The 17,074-nt window shown below is 43.0% G+C and carries 17 protein-coding genes; 3 read left to right on the top strand and 14 right to left on the bottom strand.

Annotation, left to right across the window (positions count from 1 at the left end; all coding sequences use genetic code 11):
- Positions 1-77: 77 nt before the first annotated feature.
- The 3 genes from ACFSYC_RS02180 to ACFSYC_RS02170 form a co-directional block, all read right to left on the bottom strand.
- Positions 78-1,175, bottom strand: a complete 1,098-nt coding sequence (locus tag ACFSYC_RS02180; protein ID WP_377123050.1) for a Nif3-like dinuclear metal center hexameric protein — start codon at positions 1,173-1,175, stop codon at positions 78-80.
- A 166-nt stretch (positions 1,176-1,341) separates the two neighbouring features.
- Positions 1,342-1,704 carry a TM2 domain-containing protein gene (locus tag ACFSYC_RS02175; RefSeq protein ID WP_377123048.1) on the bottom strand — a complete coding sequence of 121 codons (363 nt, stop codon included), beginning with the start codon at positions 1,702-1,704 and terminating at the stop codon, positions 1,342-1,344.
- Positions 1,705-1,929: 225 nt separating this feature from the next.
- The gene (locus ACFSYC_RS02170) at positions 1,930-2,598 is read right to left on the bottom strand and encodes an OmpA family protein (RefSeq protein ID WP_377123046.1); all 669 of its coding nucleotides are present in this window, start codon (positions 2,596-2,598) and stop codon (positions 1,930-1,932) included.
- A 249-nt stretch (positions 2,599-2,847) separates the two neighbouring features.
- Between ACFSYC_RS02170 and ACFSYC_RS02165 the strand changes: the two genes are divergently transcribed.
- Positions 2,848-4,248 (top strand): MBOAT family O-acyltransferase, encoded by a 1,401-nt coding sequence (locus tag ACFSYC_RS02165; RefSeq protein WP_377123044.1) that lies wholly within the window; start codon positions 2,848-2,850, stop codon positions 4,246-4,248.
- Positions 4,249-4,251: 3 nt separating this feature from the next.
- Positions 4,252-5,349 (top strand): hypothetical protein, encoded by a 1,098-nt coding sequence (locus tag ACFSYC_RS02160; protein WP_377123042.1) that lies wholly within the window; start codon positions 4,252-4,254, stop codon positions 5,347-5,349.
- Here ACFSYC_RS02160 and ACFSYC_RS02155 read toward each other — a convergent pair.
- The 10 genes from ACFSYC_RS02155 to ACFSYC_RS02110 form a co-directional block, all read right to left on the bottom strand.
- Positions 5,346-6,884: a YifB family Mg chelatase-like AAA ATPase gene (locus ACFSYC_RS02155; protein ID WP_377123040.1), complete on the bottom strand. Its 1,539-nt coding sequence runs from the start codon at positions 6,882-6,884 to the stop codon at positions 5,346-5,348. The two genes, ACFSYC_RS02160 and ACFSYC_RS02155, sit on opposite strands and share 4 nt — an antisense overlap.
- 77 nt (positions 6,885-6,961) lie before the next feature.
- Complete coding sequence (locus ACFSYC_RS02150; RefSeq protein ID WP_377123038.1) at positions 6,962-8,308, bottom strand: glycoside hydrolase family 140 protein; 1,347 nt, start codon at positions 8,306-8,308, stop codon at positions 6,962-6,964.
- 114 nt (positions 8,309-8,422) lie between these two features.
- Positions 8,423-8,689: a hypothetical protein gene (locus ACFSYC_RS02145; RefSeq protein WP_377123036.1), complete on the bottom strand. Its 267-nt coding sequence runs from the start codon at positions 8,687-8,689 to the stop codon at positions 8,423-8,425.
- A gap of 22 nt (positions 8,690-8,711) precedes the next feature.
- Positions 8,712-10,295 carry a M1 family metallopeptidase gene (locus ACFSYC_RS02140; protein ID WP_377123034.1) on the bottom strand — a complete coding sequence of 528 codons (1,584 nt, stop codon included), beginning with the start codon at positions 10,293-10,295 and terminating at the stop codon, positions 8,712-8,714.
- A 115-nt stretch (positions 10,296-10,410) separates the two neighbouring features.
- Complete coding sequence (ffh, locus tag ACFSYC_RS02135) at positions 10,411-11,739, bottom strand: signal recognition particle protein (RefSeq protein WP_377123032.1); 1,329 nt, start codon at positions 11,737-11,739, stop codon at positions 10,411-10,413.
- Positions 11,740-11,826: 87 nt separating this feature from the next.
- Positions 11,827-12,852, bottom strand: coding sequence for a DUF3078 domain-containing protein (locus ACFSYC_RS02130; protein WP_377123030.1), 1,026 nt, complete (start codon positions 12,850-12,852; stop codon positions 11,827-11,829).
- A gap of 75 nt (positions 12,853-12,927) precedes the next feature.
- On the bottom strand, positions 12,928-13,683 hold the full coding sequence (locus ACFSYC_RS02125) for a hypothetical protein (RefSeq protein WP_377123028.1): 756 nt from the start codon (positions 13,681-13,683) through the stop codon (positions 12,928-12,930).
- A 61-nt stretch (positions 13,684-13,744) separates the two neighbouring features.
- Positions 13,745-14,668 carry a glucosaminidase domain-containing protein gene (locus tag ACFSYC_RS02120; RefSeq protein ID WP_377123026.1) on the bottom strand — a complete coding sequence of 308 codons (924 nt, stop codon included), beginning with the start codon at positions 14,666-14,668 and terminating at the stop codon, positions 13,745-13,747.
- Positions 14,669-14,686: 18 nt separating this feature from the next.
- The gene (locus tag ACFSYC_RS02115; protein ID WP_377123024.1) at positions 14,687-15,256 is read right to left on the bottom strand and encodes a glucosaminidase domain-containing protein; all 570 of its coding nucleotides are present in this window, start codon (positions 15,254-15,256) and stop codon (positions 14,687-14,689) included.
- A 2-nt stretch (positions 15,257-15,258) separates the two neighbouring features.
- Positions 15,259-15,897 (bottom strand): O-methyltransferase, encoded by a 639-nt coding sequence (locus ACFSYC_RS02110; RefSeq protein ID WP_377123022.1) that lies wholly within the window; start codon positions 15,895-15,897, stop codon positions 15,259-15,261.
- 85 nt (positions 15,898-15,982) lie between these two features.
- Here ACFSYC_RS02110 and ACFSYC_RS02105 point away from each other — a divergent pair, with 85 nt between their 5' ends.
- A complete protein-coding gene (locus ACFSYC_RS02105; protein WP_377123020.1) occupies positions 15,983-16,468 on the top strand; it encodes a molybdopterin-dependent oxidoreductase in 486 nt (161 codons plus the stop codon).
- Here the strand turns inward: ACFSYC_RS02105 and ruvX are convergent, their stop codons facing one another.
- The gene (ruvX, locus tag ACFSYC_RS02100) at positions 16,469-16,879 is read right to left on the bottom strand and encodes a Holliday junction resolvase RuvX (protein WP_377123018.1); all 411 of its coding nucleotides are present in this window, start codon (positions 16,877-16,879) and stop codon (positions 16,469-16,471) included.
- Positions 16,880-17,074 lie beyond the last annotated feature (195 nt).

Raw genomic sequence — 17,074 nt, 5'->3', positions numbered from 1 at the left:
GATGGCAAAGATACGAATTTTTTAATTTATTGTATAATGCAATTGTAATTTGCTGTTTGTCACCATTTTCAGTCTGGCTACAAAAAATACCTCACCGGATTGGTGTTCACACTGGTTAAGCGTAATGGTAAATCGGCAAAGCGTTGTTTTATCAGATCGTGCAGCAGTTGCTGGGTAAATTGTTCGCTCTCAAAATGGCCAATGTCCGCAATGATGATCTTGTTATCAGCATCAAAAAACTCGTGATATTTATAATCAGCAGTAATAAAAATATCGGCACCTGCGCCAATGGCGTGCTTCAACAAGAAGCCGCCCGAGCCGCCGCAAACAGCTACCTTTTTTATTTTTTTGCCGGTAAGCGCTGTGTGCCTTATCACCGTAGTCTGCATTTTTTCTTTAAGGTGATATAGGAATTCGGCAGCATCCATAGGTTCCTCTAGTTCGCCTACCATTCCTGATCCTACTTCCGGATGCTGATTAGTTAAGCTATATAAGTCATAAGCCACCTCTTCGTAAGGGTGAGCCAGCATAAGGGCCATCAATATTTTGCTCTCCAAATTTGCCGGATATATGGTTTCTACACGCGTTTCTGACTCGGTATGCCTTTTTCCGGGTTCTCCAACGTAGGGGTCGCTGTCTTCATTTCCTTTAAACGTCCCGGCACCGGGCGCGTTAAAACTGCACTCGCTGTAGTTGCCAATGTTGCCCGCCCCGGCATGAAACAGCGCGTTGCGCACCTGATCTACATGATTATTCGGCACATAGGTAACCAGTTTTTTTAGTAACCCTTGTTTTGGCGACAGGATGCGCAGATCTTCTAATTCAAGCACCTCGCAAATTTTAGCGTTAACTCCGGTAAGCACACTATCCAGGTTAGTATGGATAGCATAAAGTGCGATGTTATGGCGAACTGCTTTCTCAACCACCCGCTCGACATACGTTTTGCCGTTAAAACGTTTTAAGCCCTTAAAAACTATGGGGTGGTGAGATACGATTACCTGGCAGTTGGTGGCAATGGCCTCATCAACCACCGCTTCTATACAGTCCAGTGAGATCAGTACCTGTTGGATATCCAGATCTGGATTGCCGACAATGAGACCAGCATTGTCGTAGTCCTCTTGATATGCCAGCGGCGCAAGGGTTTCAAGATAGCCAGTAAGTTGAGATAGTTTCATGTTGAGCGTGATTTCAATGATTTTGCTTTGATTTCACAGATGACATAAAAGTATCAAAATATGTTAGGGTATGCAGCTGCCAGCATTAAATAAATGCGCCAAAGCCCTTTATAAAAAAAGCTTTGGCGCGTTGATATATTTTAATCGGGCTTTACCCTACTGGTGATTATTGGCTAAGTTTAGCAATGTTAAAGGCTTCGATAGCCATTTTTTCGTTGAACTCTAGCGCCAGCTTTTTGTGGTTTACAAGGTCCATAATTGAACCGATGAAGCACAAACCGATAGTGAAAAGGTATAATATACCCATACCTATCTGGCCAGTCATGAATCTTTGAAAACCAGGGATTAAGCATAAACCTACGATGCTGAATATCAACATATCCTGCGGGCTTTTGCGTTTACCCGAATAGATCAGGTAGAAGCTTCTTTTCTGACCGTCGTTTAAGCCTGCGGTTGCTTGTTGTAAAAAAGCCAGCTCTTCTGCAGAAATGCCCGGAAGGCTCATATAAGGGTTTTGGTAGGTTTCCATTTTGTTTTAGTGTTTAGTGATTGTTTATTATTTATACCTCAAAACTAATGTACTATTAAATATCGGCCTACGCAAAATGGGTGGGTAGCTGCAACAAATCGGTAAAGATGGTAAATATTACGGTGAAATTATGGCGGTGGATTTGTCACATCGGTAAAAACGGTTAAAACAACAAAAGGCCCGACGATTGCCGGACCTTTGTAAAAAACTATATACACTGTTGTATTAGTTGCCTTGTGCAGCTTGTTGTTTCATTTGGTCGTTAGCTACAATGGTAATTTCTACGCGACGGTTTTGAGCGCGGCCATCAACGGTTGTATTGTCTGCAATTGGCTCATTTGGGCCCTGGCCTTTGGTTGTTAAACGATTAGTGTTAACATTGTTAGCTATAATGTATGAACGAACCGACTGAGCACGACGTACAGAAAGATCCATATTATGATCTAGCGGACCGGTGCTGTCTGTGTGGCCAATAATAGTAATGTTAGTCTGCGGGTTGTTAGTCAACGACTGAGCAAGATTATCTAAATTGGTTTTTGCCGCAGATTTCAGATCAGATTTATCAACGTCGAATAGTATACCAGAGTCAAATTTAACCAGAATACCTTCGCCCTGTCTGATAACGGTAGCTCCCGGAACGGTTTGTTTGATCTCGGCCGCTTGTTTATCCATTTTGCGACCAATTAAAGCACCTGCGGTACCACCAACTGCGCCACCAATAATAGCACCTAAGGCAGTGTTACCTGCGCTTTTACCAATTAAAGCGCCTACTACGCCGCCGGCACCTGCGCCAATGGCCGCGCCCTTTTGAGTTTTGTTTAATGAATTACATCCTGATGCTATTACCGTTGCGGCCATAGCCAGGGCTACTACACTATTTCTTAAAGTTTTCATGTCAATGTTATGATTTGTACTTACAACAAGACAAACCCAGTGCCAATAACAGCGCATGCAGTACAATGTGCTACAGGGGCGCTTTTTAAAAACTTTTAAATTAATTTTTTAAGCCACAGGAAAATCCGGGGTTATTCACAAAGCCCGCACCGACCTTTTAATAGGACACTGCGACAGAGTTTAGCGACTTTTGTATATGGTTGTTATCATTATCTTTGTTACCGGTATACTGTCGCCTTTACTATATCAATGGTTTTTAATTCGCTGCCTTTCCTGATATTTTATCTCCTGGTCACCTCACTATACTTTATACTGGAGCATAAATATCGTTGGGGGCTATTATTGGCAGCAAGCTGCTATTTCTATATAGCGTTTGTGCCGATATATATTCTTATTCTTGGTTTTACTATCCTGATTGATTATTTCGCCGGTATCTACCTCGAAAAAACAACCGCCCCAAAAAAACGAAAGCGCTTACTGGTGATAAGCCTTATTGCCAATATCGGTGTGCTGGCGGTGTTTAAGTATTACAACTTTTTTGCTCTTAATATCAACGTAATAGGCAACGGCGGGTGGCTTGGTTATTTAAAAATTTTGCTTCCTATAGGTTTGTCGTTTCATACCTTTCAGGCAATGAGTTACACCATTGAGGTTTATCGCGGTAACCAAAAAGCCGAAAAGCATTTCGGCATATATGCGCTGTATGTGATGTTTTATCCGCAGTTGGTAGCAGGGCCCATTGAACGACCACAAAACATACTACACCAGTTTTACGAAAAGCATCCGTTCAACTTTGAAGACCTGAAAGCCGGCCTTATGCAAATGGCTACCGGCATGTTTAAAAAAGTCGTAATTGCAGATAGATTGGCTATAGCGGTTGATGGCGCCTACCTGCATCCGCAAACACAGTCGGGCGGTTCATTACTGATAGCCACACTGCTCTATGGCTTCCAAATCTATTGCGACTTTTCAGGATATTCGGATATTGGCATAGGCGCGGCCCGCACCATGGGCTTTAGGTTGATGGATAATTTCCGGTCGCCCTATTTTTCGCGCTCGGTGAGCGAGTTTTGGTCAAGGTGGCATATATCGCTGTCAACATGGTTTAGAGATTATTTATATATCCCGCTAGGCGGCAATAGGGTTGCTGTACCACATTGGTATTTAAACTTGCTGATCGTTTTTGTGGTAAGCGGCTTTTGGCATGGCGCCAACTGGACATTTATTATCTGGGGCGCGCTGCACGGCATTTTTTTGGTGAGCCACATTATCATAAATAAAGTTTTACAACGGGCAGGCCACAGCTTTAAACCTAATGCCATAAAGCACATCTTTCAAGTCCTATTCACCTATCTTCTGGTGTCTTTGGCCTGGGTGTTTTTCAGATCGGCTAGTACAACCGACGCATTTTATATCATCAAAAGCTTTTTTACTATAAACAGGACAGACGCATTTGCTTTGGCGCTTAATAGTGCAGAAATGTGGTTCGCTATTGGGCTTATCGTTCTATTGTGTGCTAAAGAGTGGTTTTACCTTACCGTGCCAACCAAAAACACCCTTTCTTTTATAGTATTATTTATAGCTATTGGATTTTGCTGTTATTTCTTCGGGGTGTTTAACAACAAACAGTTTATCTATTTTCAGTTTTAGCCGATGAAAAAAATAGTAGCATATTTTATCATGGTGATATCGGCATTTGTGCTGGTTGTCTGCGCAGTAGATGATTTTACCAAAGTGCTTTCCAACTTGCGAAAAACGCCCGAGGCATTACGTAGCTGGTGGGGCTCTGACAAGTACAAATATGGCGACCTCTATGGCTTTACCTATTTACCCCAATTCAGGGTTGCCGAGCCTGTAGGTAGCGAAGATATTGTACCTATTGCGGCCTGCGATAGCAATGTAAGGTTATATAACGTTTATGGCTTAAGCGATAGCTACACCTTTAATGTTTTTAAAACGCGTATTAGCTTTTGTGGCGCTGATAAAATTGGGTTTGCGGCCTCAAACTTTAGGGATGTTTTGCCACTGTTAATGGATCGCAGTAAAAAGAATTACCTTATCATAGAAACGGTAGAACGCAATGTAAGATCGCTGCTGGCAGATAGCGCGTACCTGGTGAATTTTATACACCCCGTTAAAGAAAACGATAACCTGGAAGGCCTGAACACTGCCGAAAAGCGCAGACGGTTTCGTTTTGATTTCAGGCTCAATAATCGCGAAGCTAATTATGAGTTTAATGTGTGGGATTATAGTTTTTTAACCCCCCTAAAAGAGCTTAAAGCAAAAATTAGTTATGCTGTTTTCGGCCGCTCACACGCGGATGCTACGGTATCGCCCGATGGTAAGTTTTTGCTGTTGCACAGCACCGTTGATACCGCCTTTCTAGAAAGTTCTTACAAGCCCATAAACGATGTTGAACTGGCTAAAATAGTTGCCGGTTTAAATAATGCTTTTGATGTTTACAAAAGAGCAGGGTTTGATGAAATTTACTTATCTATCATCCCTAATCCTACAACAGTGTTATACCCTACCTATAAGCAGTTTACGTACAATAACCTTATACCCAAAATACAGAACCACCCCGCATTGAAGCCCAAGGTTTTTGACTGCTACGGATTGTTCAAGCATCAGCCTAATAAAGAAAAGTTATACCGGCCGTCTGACACGCACTGGACCAGCACCGGGCGCGACCTGTGGCTAAGAACGTTTAATCAAGTATTGGTAAAGCATATGAAGCAGCCGCGTTATTAGCCAGCCCATCCCTCTCTGTCCAAACTTCTAAATTGTATGGCTTCGGCCAGGTGTTCTATTTTGATCTCTTCGCTGCCGGCAAGGTCTGCTATGGTGCGCGATACCTTTAATATTCTATCATAAGCACGTGCGGACAAGCCTAGCTTCTCCATGGCTTTTTTAAGCAACATTTGGCCGGCTTCGGTTATCTTACAAACGTCGCGCACCATTTGGGGGCTCATTTGAGCATTGGCGTGCAGGTTGGGTTTGTTGCCGAAGCGCGTTAATTGAACCTCGCGGGCAGTAATAACCCTTTCTCTAATCAATTCGCTTTTCTCTGCCAGGCGCTCCGATGCTAGTTCGTTAAAGTTAACCGGGGTTACTTCCACATGCAGATCTATACGGTCTAATAATGGTCCGGATATTTTGCTCAGATACTTTTGTACTACGCCCGGCGGGCAAATACATTCTTTTTCGGGGTGATTATAATAGCCGCAAGGGCAGGGGTTCATGCTGGCCACCAACATAAAGCTGCTGGGGTAGTCGACACTAAACTTAGCGCGCGATATGGTGACCTTACGCTCTTCCAGCGGCTGGCGCATTACTTCGAGCGCGCTGCGTTTAAACTCTGGCAACTCATCTAAAAACAAAACACCATTGTGCGCCAGCGATATCTCACCGGGCTGCGGGTTACCCCCGCCACCAACTAAGGCGACATCTGATATGGTATGATGGGGTGACCTGAAAGGGCGCACGGTAACCAATGCATCTGCTGCGGACAGTTTGCCCGCAACCGAGTGAATCTTGGTGGTTTCCAGCGCCTCGTACAAACTTAAAGGGGGCAATATGGACGGCAGCCTGCGGGCCAGCATGGTTTTACCGGCTCCGGGCGGCCCTATCAATATCAGGTTATGACCGCCTGCTGCGGCTATCTCAAGCGCTCGTTTAATATTTTCCTGGCCTTTTACTTCACTAAAATCAGCATCGTAGTTGCTCAAGCTGTCATAAAACTCTTCGCGGGTGTTTACTTGCGTACGCTGGATATCCAGATCGCCATTAAAAAATCCGGCTACCTCTTTTATGTTTTCTATACCGTAAACTTCCAAGTCATTTACTATGGCGGCTTCGCGGGCATTTTGTTTTGGTAGTATAAAGCCTTTAAAACCGTCTTTACGTGCCTGTATAGCAATTGGCAAAGCTCCTTTAATGGGTTGCAGACCACCATCCAGCGAAAGCTCGCCCATAATAATATACTTGTCAATTTCCGCTGCTTCTATCTGGCTGGATGCTGCTAATATTGCTGTAGCTATAGTAAGATCGTATGAAGAGCCCTCTTTTTTAATATCAGCTGGGGCCATATTTACTACCACCTGTTGCCGAGGCATGCGGTAACCGCAATTTTTCAGGGCCGACTCTATTCTGAAATAGCTCTCTTTAACCGCAACATCAGGCAGGCCCACAATAGCGTACTTGGTGCCGGCGGCAATATTTACTTCAATGGTTATGGTGATGGCCTCGATGCCGTAAACGGCGCTGCCAAAGCTTTTAACTAGCACTTATAGATACAGATTTATGATAGCGAAAGATATAGATTTTATTTCAAGGCGCTAAAATCTTTACATAACAATAAACATTATAAAGTATAATTCTTCGATGCGTCATCCAGCACAAGCACCCAATCAACACCATAGCCTGAATTAGGAGGGTTAAATCTTTTACTACCTCGATTTTCAACTTCGCCGGCTTTAGTAGTTCTTCCCGTACGTGGATCAAACCAGGTAGCCTTTAATTTTTCGCCGGATATTTTACCCGTAACCACAGTAAAGGGTTTCCCGTCTGACGTATAGATAAAAGCATAGTCTTTACCACGGGTTGCTTGCACTCTTATTGCCGATGGCAGATTATTCTCAACAATTATGCTTTGATCCGGCACGCGATCAAGCAAGGGGCGCGATTCCATTAATCGCCTTACAAACTTCATTTGTTTAGCGCCCTGCAAGTCGAGTGATTCTTTCCAGAAAAAGTGCGGGCCATTTACCGGCGGATTATTAGCCGAGTACATTTGCCAAACGCCATGGCACCCATAGGTATGGCCAAACGCACCGGAAAATAAATCTGTATATGCATATTTTCTCACGTCAAAAGCGTTTGATGTACCAAATTCGGCAACATTAAAACAGATGGGATGGTCCTCATACAAAGGCTCGCCGTCAATTACCGGCTTGGTTGGCAACGCGTAGTAGGCATCAAATATCTTTCTGTAATTATCAGCATCGCGGCAATGGCCGTTTTGAAACATGTTGAAATCAAACCAGCTTTCGTCTTTAAACCATTCTGCAGAGCCCAATTGGTTTGGCTGGCAATGGTAAGTGATCAATGCTTTATTGTTGGTTGCTTTTTTTACAGCCAAACCCATAGCGCGCCAAACAGCTATATCTTTCGCATCTCGCGGATTTCTGTCGCCGCCCAGTACCCAAATGATGTTTTTTTTGTTTTTATAGCGTTTAGCCAGCCAGGTAGCATATTGCGCAGCATTCTCTACGGTAAATATTTCGGGCCCGGCACCCCAGGAGCTCTTATTGATCTTATCTGCCCAAGTTGGCAGCAATGCAATTGTTAATCCGTATGATGCCGCCTTGTCAATAATATAATCAACATGTTTAAAATACGCCTCGTTGGGTGTGGCAGGGTTGTTATTGATAAGTGGGTTATCGCCCAACGCGTTGGGCTTGTTCAATCCATCAAACTCGGCGAGTGCTACAGCCTGTATCACAGTAAAACCCTGCGCGCTACGGTGTTTTAGGTAATAGTCAGCGTCTTCTTTATTTAACCTATGAAATAGTTCCCAGGCAGTATCGCCCATCCAAAAAAAGGCTTTGTCATCTTTTAGGATATAATGCTTATCGGCGCTAACGGTGAATTGCGCTAAAGCGGTTAAATTCAACGCTAAAAGCAAAACACTTAAAATATGTTTTTTCATAAGGTTCTTTTGCAAATGATTACAATAAGGTGCGCCGTAGCCAGGCTGCCCAACGCAAGTTTACTAGTGTAAGATATAGACTTTATACTTTGGCAAGACCGCGGCTATCAAAATTTAAATAGCTTCCCCGTCAAGCCTAACGTTAAACGTAACTTTTCCAACCCCTTCCGTCTCGTCGCCAATGCGGGTAATTATAGGTTGCATTGGTGCAATGCGGCTTTTTACTACCCGGCCATCTTTAAAAACGGTAATTACTTCGCCTGTACTATAATTGGTAGAGACAGACTTGGGCCTTTTTGCAATTATTTCGGCAAGTTTTCTCCTGTCCTCGTCGCTAACTACTTGATTGTTAGCGCTATTGTTATTTGGTTTGGTGTCCATCCTTTAGATTTAATAACAAAAATTAATTCCTGATAACCGTAAAACTTGCCAACAAATTAACATTGGGGTCGACCACAATTACCGGTGCTTTTTTGCCTGCGGCGATGTGGAGCATTGTAACGCTATTGGTAACATTAATTAGCTGCGGTTGCCCATCTACAGTTATCTCCAATGGAAAGGCATATAAATTGCCTTCCTTTTGCTTAACCATCACATCTACTACCCTGGTCTTGGTATCGTAGCTCCATTTGACGGTCAAATCCGGATGCCCGGCAATGCGTAACCACTGATCAAAAAACGGCTGCAGGCTTTGCCCGCTAATATTTTGCATCACCTCCATAAAGTAGGCAGTCGCTGCATTGCCGCCGCGGTATTTTAGGTAATAAGTGTTAAGTCCTTTAAAAAATGCGCCATCGCCAATTTTTCGGCGTAGCATGTGCAGCACCCAAGCGCCTTTTTCGTAACTGTTCGGATTAAGAAGCAGCATATAGTCGCCGGTAACTGTGGTGTCTATGACCGGTTTTAGTCCCGTTCTTTCAAACTTGAAGATCTTGGCGCGTTGTTCTGCCAGTAGCGCTTTTAATGAGTCAACGCCATATTTGCTCTCAAGGTAATAATTAGTTAAGTAGGTAGCAAATCCCTCGCTCAACCAAAGGTGATGAAAGCTCTTCTCGCTCACCGCGTCGCCAAACCATTGGTGGGCTATCTCATGCGCCATTAAAGATTCTATCCCTTTCTCAGTTACCGAGTTTTCAGAGTAAAAAATGGCCCCGGCATTTTCCATACCTCCAAAAATTGTTTTAGACTGTATGTTTGCCAGCTTTTTGTAGTCGTAAGGCCCTATGTTTTTGATATAAAATGGCAGAATTTCGCCTGCAACAGCATAGCTTCTAAAGCCAGCGGCGGCATTTTCCGGAAACACATAAGTGTATACCGGAATGTCATCTACGTCCTTCGGATGATCAATTGCAAACTCGGCCACGCCTATCACCATAACCTTAGTGGGTAGTTGCGCGGTTTCGCTCCAGCGTGTAATTTTAAGCTGGCCGGGCAATGCAGTTTCAATGCCTTTTACTCCGTTGGCCACTACCTGGTAATGATCGGGCGCCGTAACAGTGAAACTTACAGATGCTTTATCTGCGGGTTCGTCTACACAGGGTAACCAGTTATGCGCGCGGTTTGGCCAGTTATCGCCAAAAAAAGTGCGCTTGCCAAATTTGTTCTTAGAGATAATCAGGCCGTCAGAGGGGATGCCCTGATAGGTTATGGTATACGTTTTTAAGGTGTTTGCGGTAGCCTTGGTGTATATGGTAATGGCATCATCATTTTGCTGATAGCGTACTGATCTGCCGTTCTCTAATACACCGCTAACCGTCATGCCTTTACCCATGCTGTTCTTTTTTACCAGACCTATATTGAATGATCCCGGCGTTTTTAAAAACTTTACAGCAATATCGGCTTTGCCTTTAATGTTATCGGTAGCATCGTTCAACTGAATATTGAAGCTATAGTGCTGTACATCAATAACAGCATCCGGCGATTGCCCTTTGGCTGTTTGGGTCATCCAGGCACAACCTACAAAAAAGTATAGTATCAGTTTTTTCATAGCTTAACTATCTTAATGTAATAATAGACTAAATTGTTGGCAATACGGAAAGGTTTTGCAACAAAAAGGCCTCAAGCATAACGCTTAAGGCCTTGGTTTATTTTTATAAAAAAAGTTACCCTCTAGGCATCCTCTTCATCATGCTGGCCATGGCAGCAGGATTGCTCATTTGTTTCATCACCTTACGCATGTCTTCAAATTGCTTTATCAGGCGGTTTACTTCGGCCAAATCGGTACCCGATCCTTTGGCTATCCGGGTACGGCGGCTTTGGTTAATGCTATCCGGGTTTTCCTTTTCTGCAGGCGTCATTGATTGAATAATAGCTTCTATGTTTTTAAAGGCATCATCCTGTACTTCAACATCTTTCATCAGCTTGCCAACGCCCGGTATCATGCCCATCAGATCTTTCATGTTACCCATTTTTTTGATCTGCTGTATCTGGCTGTAAAAATCGTTAAAGTCGAATTTGTTTTTGCGGATCTTCTTCTGGAGTTCGGCAGCCTCTTTCTCGTCAAACTGCATTTGTGCGCGCTCAACAAGGGATACCACATCGCCCATCCCCAAAATACGCGATGCCATACGATCAGGGTGGAAAACATCAATTGCTTCCATTTTCTCGCCGGTACCGATGAACTTAATAGGCTTGTTTACTACCGATTTAATAGATAAAGCCGCACCACCACGCGTATCACCATCTAATTTGGTTAAAACTACGCCGGTAAAGTCGAGACGGTCATTAAACACTTTGGCCGTATTTACCGCATCCTGACCGGTCATGGAGTCAACCACAAATAAAATCTCATGCGGCTCAACAGCAGCTTTAACCTGCTCAATCTCCACCATCATGGCTTCGTCGATAGCTAAACGGCCGGCGGTGTCAATTATCACCACGTTGTTGCCGTTTTGCTTTGCATATGCAATGCCTTCTTTAGCTATCGCAATTGGGTCTTTTGATTCGCGGTTAACATACACAGGCACGCCTACCTGCTCGCCCAAAACCATCAACTGGTCAATAGCCGCCGGACGATAGATATCATCTGCTACCAATAAAGGCTTTTTGTTTTTCTGCGTTTTTAAATAGTTAGCCAGCTTGCCGGTAAAAGTTGTCTTACCCGCACCGTTCAAACCTGCAATTAAAATAATGGTTGGATTGGTGTTTAACGTAAGTTCAGCAGTAGTGCCGCCCATCAGTGCTGCCAGCTCATCGTTCATGAGTTTGGTAAGCAATTGACCCGGCGATACCGCCGTTAACACGTTGGCGCCTATAGCTTTCTGTTTTACATCATCTGTAAAAGATTTGGCTGTTTTATAGTTAACATCGGCATCCAGAAGGGCTTTGCGTATCTCCTTCATGGTTTCAGCCACGTTTATTTCTGTAATGCTACCTTGACCTTTAAGGACCTTAAACGCCCTGTCGAGTTTATCTGAAAGATTTTCAAACATTGTTGTATTCTTTTTGAGGTTACAAAGGTATTATTTTGCAGCAATTATGCCCTAACGGACAAGAGATTAAAACCGAAGTTTCTCCCTCTAATAAGGGAAACGATAGGCTACGCCCATGGCTAAGCCCTCAGAAGCCTGTATTCTGTTATTTGCAGATTTATCGTATATAAAGTTGCCGGTGATGTTAACATTTATCAGGCGGTTTACGCGGGCATTTAAAGTGAGATCGAAACGGTGGGTAATAAAACGGATATGTTTTTCGTACGGTATAAATAATGCGTAGCGCGCATTAAGGGTCATCGTACCGGCCTTGTCCAAGTTTTTGTTGACAATTTGTGATACCACCTGGAAAGCCAGATCGTTTTTTATCTTTTTACCTCTTTTTACGCCATAATTATTAGGCTGGTTTTGGATCAGGTTGGTATCGATAACAAAAGTTTGGCGCGCTGTACCCGTACCAATACGAGACGAGAACCAGCCCACAGGCTTAAACTCAAAACCCACAGATTCAGTTAAATAACCCGGGGCTAAAAACCTGGATATTAACTTGGTTGGTCCGTTGTTGTTAGTATAAATATAGCCTTTGTCAAACTGCGATTCGAAAGTTACCGAGCCGAAGAAATACCAGCTTTTTGATAACTGGGTGGCAAACTTATTATCAAAAAATAACCTGTCCTGCGTTTTACGCGAACCTTGGCCCTTGTTTTTTGTAACCCCGTAAGTAAACGCGGTCTCCATAGTATAACTAAACGGCGCTTTTCTGTATTCTGTACGATAATTGAAATCGCCACGCATGGCAATGGCATTGGTACCGCCTGATTGGTAATTGTCTGTAAAGCCCGATTGGCTAAAATTTAGCCCAACGTTTATCCATTTGCGCCAATAGTTGATATGATAGTCCACCATTGCTATAGGTATAGACTCTGCCCTAATTTGCGGTGGCCTTGTTGGTACGGGTAATGAATTTTTTGGAGGATCTATACGGTATCTGTTTAACAGCGCTGTATCAATTTTTATATTGACTTTTTTAACCGAGTCGGCGTTTTGCGCACGTGCCGCCAGGGCGGACATAACTATCAATAAAAATATATATACCGGTATGTTTTTACGCATAGATGGACAAAGAAACATATTTTCTTTTTACTTCAGATAAAATAAAGGCAATAAGGTTTAAACAGTGTTACAATTTTATTGTTTTTGGGGTGTATTCAAGGGCGCAATAGCATGGGCGCCGGGGTTGCGTAAAAACCTTTTCAGATTAGCTTTTATTGATGTAATAAACTCGTACTCGCTGGCGTTGGTTAAAAAATAGTAGCCCGGACGATACTTTCTCATAAAATCTGCCAGTTGGGAGCCTTTAAGTGCGGTAATTCGTCCAACAAGCGCGCGATTAAATCTATAGTCAATTACATCCTGCTTGTAATCATTATCAATCGTTTCGCGCAGGTGTGCCGCGTTACGGCCGGCTTTACTCCAGGCGTTATACAACGCATCTATGCTTAGGCCAACACCAATACCGGCGGTGCTTGGGTTTACACTTAATAGATCATTATAGGCAATAGAGCCATAAATTTTACTGTAATCCCGCCTTTTATTTGCCAGGCGGGATAAAGGGTCTGATACAGTATCGTAAATAGTAACCTGTTTCAGTTGTATCGCTATGCGTTTTAAATAAACGGCAATTGGGACGAAGTTTTTAATTAGAACGGTATCAGGAAAATGTTCTGCCTGCGAGAAGATCAGCTTGTCACCAGGTTGCGCATCAATGTTAAAAACTCCGTTAATGTTGTTGTAAGTGTTGTAGCCCGTGCGGGTGTTCAATATGTTTACCCTTGATAGCCTATCTTTACTTTCCGCATCGAAAATAATGCCCGCCACAGATGTCTCCTGGGCAAAACTCCTGATACAAAACAGGCATAGAAATATAACAAAAATGGGTTTCATCAACAAGCTAAGCTAAAGGTTTGCTAACGTTAGCCGGTATATTTAACAATAATTAACAAGCCTATTTAGCCACAACCAACTTTTGGCCTAGCTTGATATTATTGTCGGCCATGTTGTTTAATGCTTTAAGCTCGTCAACGGTTAAGCCAAAACGTTTAGAAACGTTGTATAGTGTGTCGCCGGTTTTTATGGTGTATAGTCTGTTTAACGGTGTTGATTGCACCAGTGAATCTTTTGTTTCGCGGGCAATGTTTTTATTGATCTGGGTCAGCACACGGTCCTCGCGTTTGATTTTCTGCAGTTCGCCTTCGGCCCTGTCATATTGATCAAGCTGGTAACGCTCAATAACACCAATCAACAAGTCCGGGTATTTAGGGTTAGTTGCATAACCTGCCGCTTTTAAACCTTTGGCCCAACCTGCATAATCATTTTTATCTAATTCGAATAAGGGCGCGTAACGTTTGCGTTTTAAAAATTCAGAATGATCCCGATATGAATCTTCGGGATTATCATAAACCCTAAAGCAATCATTTACCTGGTCATCATCTTTAAAATAGCTTTTGCCTTTCCAATCGGTAGTGCATTTTATGCCAAAATGATTGTTCGCAATCTTAGCCAGGTCTCCGTTACCGTAAGCCGACTCAAACAATCCTTGCGCTAAGGTAATACTGGCAGGTATACCGTACAGGTTCATCTCTTTTATTGCGATGGCCTTGAAGCGCTCTATATAAGTTGCAACTGTAAAAGGGACAAAGCTGGCAATAGCTTGTTTGCGTACCTGTTGAATAACATCATTGTTTCTTTTAGCTTCTACGCTTGATATGGTGGGTATAACGGCACGGGTTGGTGGGGGCTGCACGCCCACAACACTTTTAGGGGTAGCAGCAATTCTGCTTACTCCACAGGAGTTTAGTAGCGTTAAAACAAAAATAAAACTACAAATACTTGGTGCTAAAGCACGAGGGTTAAACCTGGCAATAATCATTCTGCCAAAATAAGGGTATTATTTTATAATAGGCGAAACAGACTGAATTGATGGTGTTATCTCAGCCGTTCTTGGTGTCCAAGAGGGGGAGGGGGTTTGATCCAGAGCATCAAGTTCATTTCTGCGGATGATGTTTAACACCTGCGATGCCCACTTTTTGCTGCTGGCGTAACCACTGCGCTGAATACCTTTAACCCATTTTTCGTAGTCATACCTGGTAAGTTTGTCTGATATTTTGCCGATTTCTTGACGGTGGCTGATGATACGGGCAAAATCTTCGAAAGAATCAAGGATGGAATCGTACTTTTTATAGGCCGACGTAATCTTCTTTTTGTCTTTATAATATACAGTGGTGCTGCCGCCTTTAAAGCCAAATTGGTTATTCAAATTTTTGGCGATATTGCTGTTTCCGTTAGCAGACTCATGCATAGCAATGCCTAAAACGATGCTGGCGGGTATGCCGGTTTCATGCATAATAGCAATGGCATTATCTTTGAACTGCTCAATGTAAGATTGTGAAGTGTTCTTTTGAGCAAACGCTGCAAATGATGAAATTAGTAGCGTGGTAATCAGTAAGGTTTTCTTCATAATTATTTTTTTCTGATGATCAGAATGCCGTCGCGCACGGGTAAAATCAATTTTTCGACCCTTGTGTCAACAGTTATGCTGTCATTTAGTTTGCGAAAACTCTCGGTATCGGCGTCCTTTTCTGGTCCGTAAACCTTTCCTTTCCACAAAACATTATCAATTATTATTATCCCTCCGGATCTAACTTTATCAAGTATTAACTCAAAGTAAAGTAAATTATTTTTCTTATCCGCATCAATAAACACAATATCAAACACTTCTGTACTTAAAGTGGGTAAAATGTGCTCTGCAGCCCCAAAATGGAGTTTAATTTTTTTCTCCACAGTTGTTAGCGAAAAATGTTGATTTAACATTTCTTCCATTTCGCCATTAACTTCAATGGTGTGTATTATGCCGTCTTCAGTAAGGCCTTCGGCCAGGCAAATGGTTGCGTAACCAGTAAATGTGCCTATCTCCAAAATGCGTTTAGGCTGCATCATTTTACTGATCATGCTTAACACGCGGCCCTGGTAATGGCCCGAAAGCATGTTGGGTTTTAACACCTTTAAATGCGTTTCGCGGTTGATAAATTGCAGGGCCTCCGGCTCCGTGTCGCAATGGTTATCAAGGTATGTTTGCAGGTCGCCTGGCAAAATTTCCATGGCGCAAAAGTAAGCATTTTAAAATAAATGGGTTTTTAAGCCTATTTTTACGAGTGAAAACCAATCGTTTTTCGTGTGAAATCCAATGAAAATCCAGTTAAAATCCGCCTTTTTTATAGTGTTTTTAGTGACTCCTTTTTTAGCGGTCGCACAAACAGTCAAAGTAGGGGGCGAGGTTGCGACCCCCCTAACAATTGACGCTGCCGAATTTGCCAAATATCCGCAAATCAAAGTATCCCGTAAAGACAAAGAGGGAAAAGACCATACTTACACCGGAGTAGCTTTGATGGATATACTGACAAAAGCCGGCGCAACCATGGGCGATGAGTTAAAAGGTAAAAATCTAACTAAATGCTTGTTAGTTGATGCCGCCGATAATTACCAAGCCGTTTTTGCGCTGGCAGAACTGGACAAAGCCTTTACCGAATGCGCAGTCATATTAACAAACACTGTAGACGGGAAACCTTTGCCCAAAGGTGATGGGCCATTTAGAATCATTGTGCAAAATGAAAAAAAGCTGGGCCGATGTGTGAGGCAGGTAGTACAATTAAAGATAGTATCTGCAAAGTAACTAAAAGCGTTTCTCCATCCAGCTTTGCAACAATATCACCGCCGATATATTATCAACCAGCTCTTTGTTTTGCCGGGCCTTTTTGCCCATGCCGCTTTGGGCTATGGTGGCCGACGCCATTTTTGACGTAAACCGCTCGTCGAACATTTCGACAGGAATTGCAGGGAACGTTTTCTTCAATAGGTTTGCAAAACCCTTAACATGCATAGCTGACTGCGATGGGGTATTATCCATCTGTTTCGGCTCGCCCACAATAAAGCGTTCTACCTGTTCTGTTTTAAGGTAGTTTGTTAAAAACTCAAAAACCTTAAGGGGATGAACCGTATCTAAACCGGTTGCGATGATCTGCAATGGGTCCGTAACCGCAATTCCTATGCGCTTGGTGCCGTAATCGAAAGCCATGATTCTCATTGGAAGATTGCGTATTGAAGATTAAAGATCGGGCCTTGCATGCTGTAAAGATATGGCTTATTTGCGTTTGCCCATCACCCCTGCATTTCACAAATCCAAAATCAAACTTCCGATATCCGAAATTAAATATACCTTTGCCTCATAATTCTCAAGGGGTGCCTTGTTTTGGAACGATAAATATCGCTGCAGCATATT

It is taken from the genome of Mucilaginibacter antarcticus, assembly GCF_042686155.1.
In the GTDB taxonomy this organism is placed as follows: Bacteria; Bacteroidota; Bacteroidia; order Sphingobacteriales; family Sphingobacteriaceae; genus Mucilaginibacter; species Mucilaginibacter antarcticus.
Note: the sequence above shows the minus strand (reverse complement) of the source record. Positions and strands in the feature narration are given on the sequence as shown.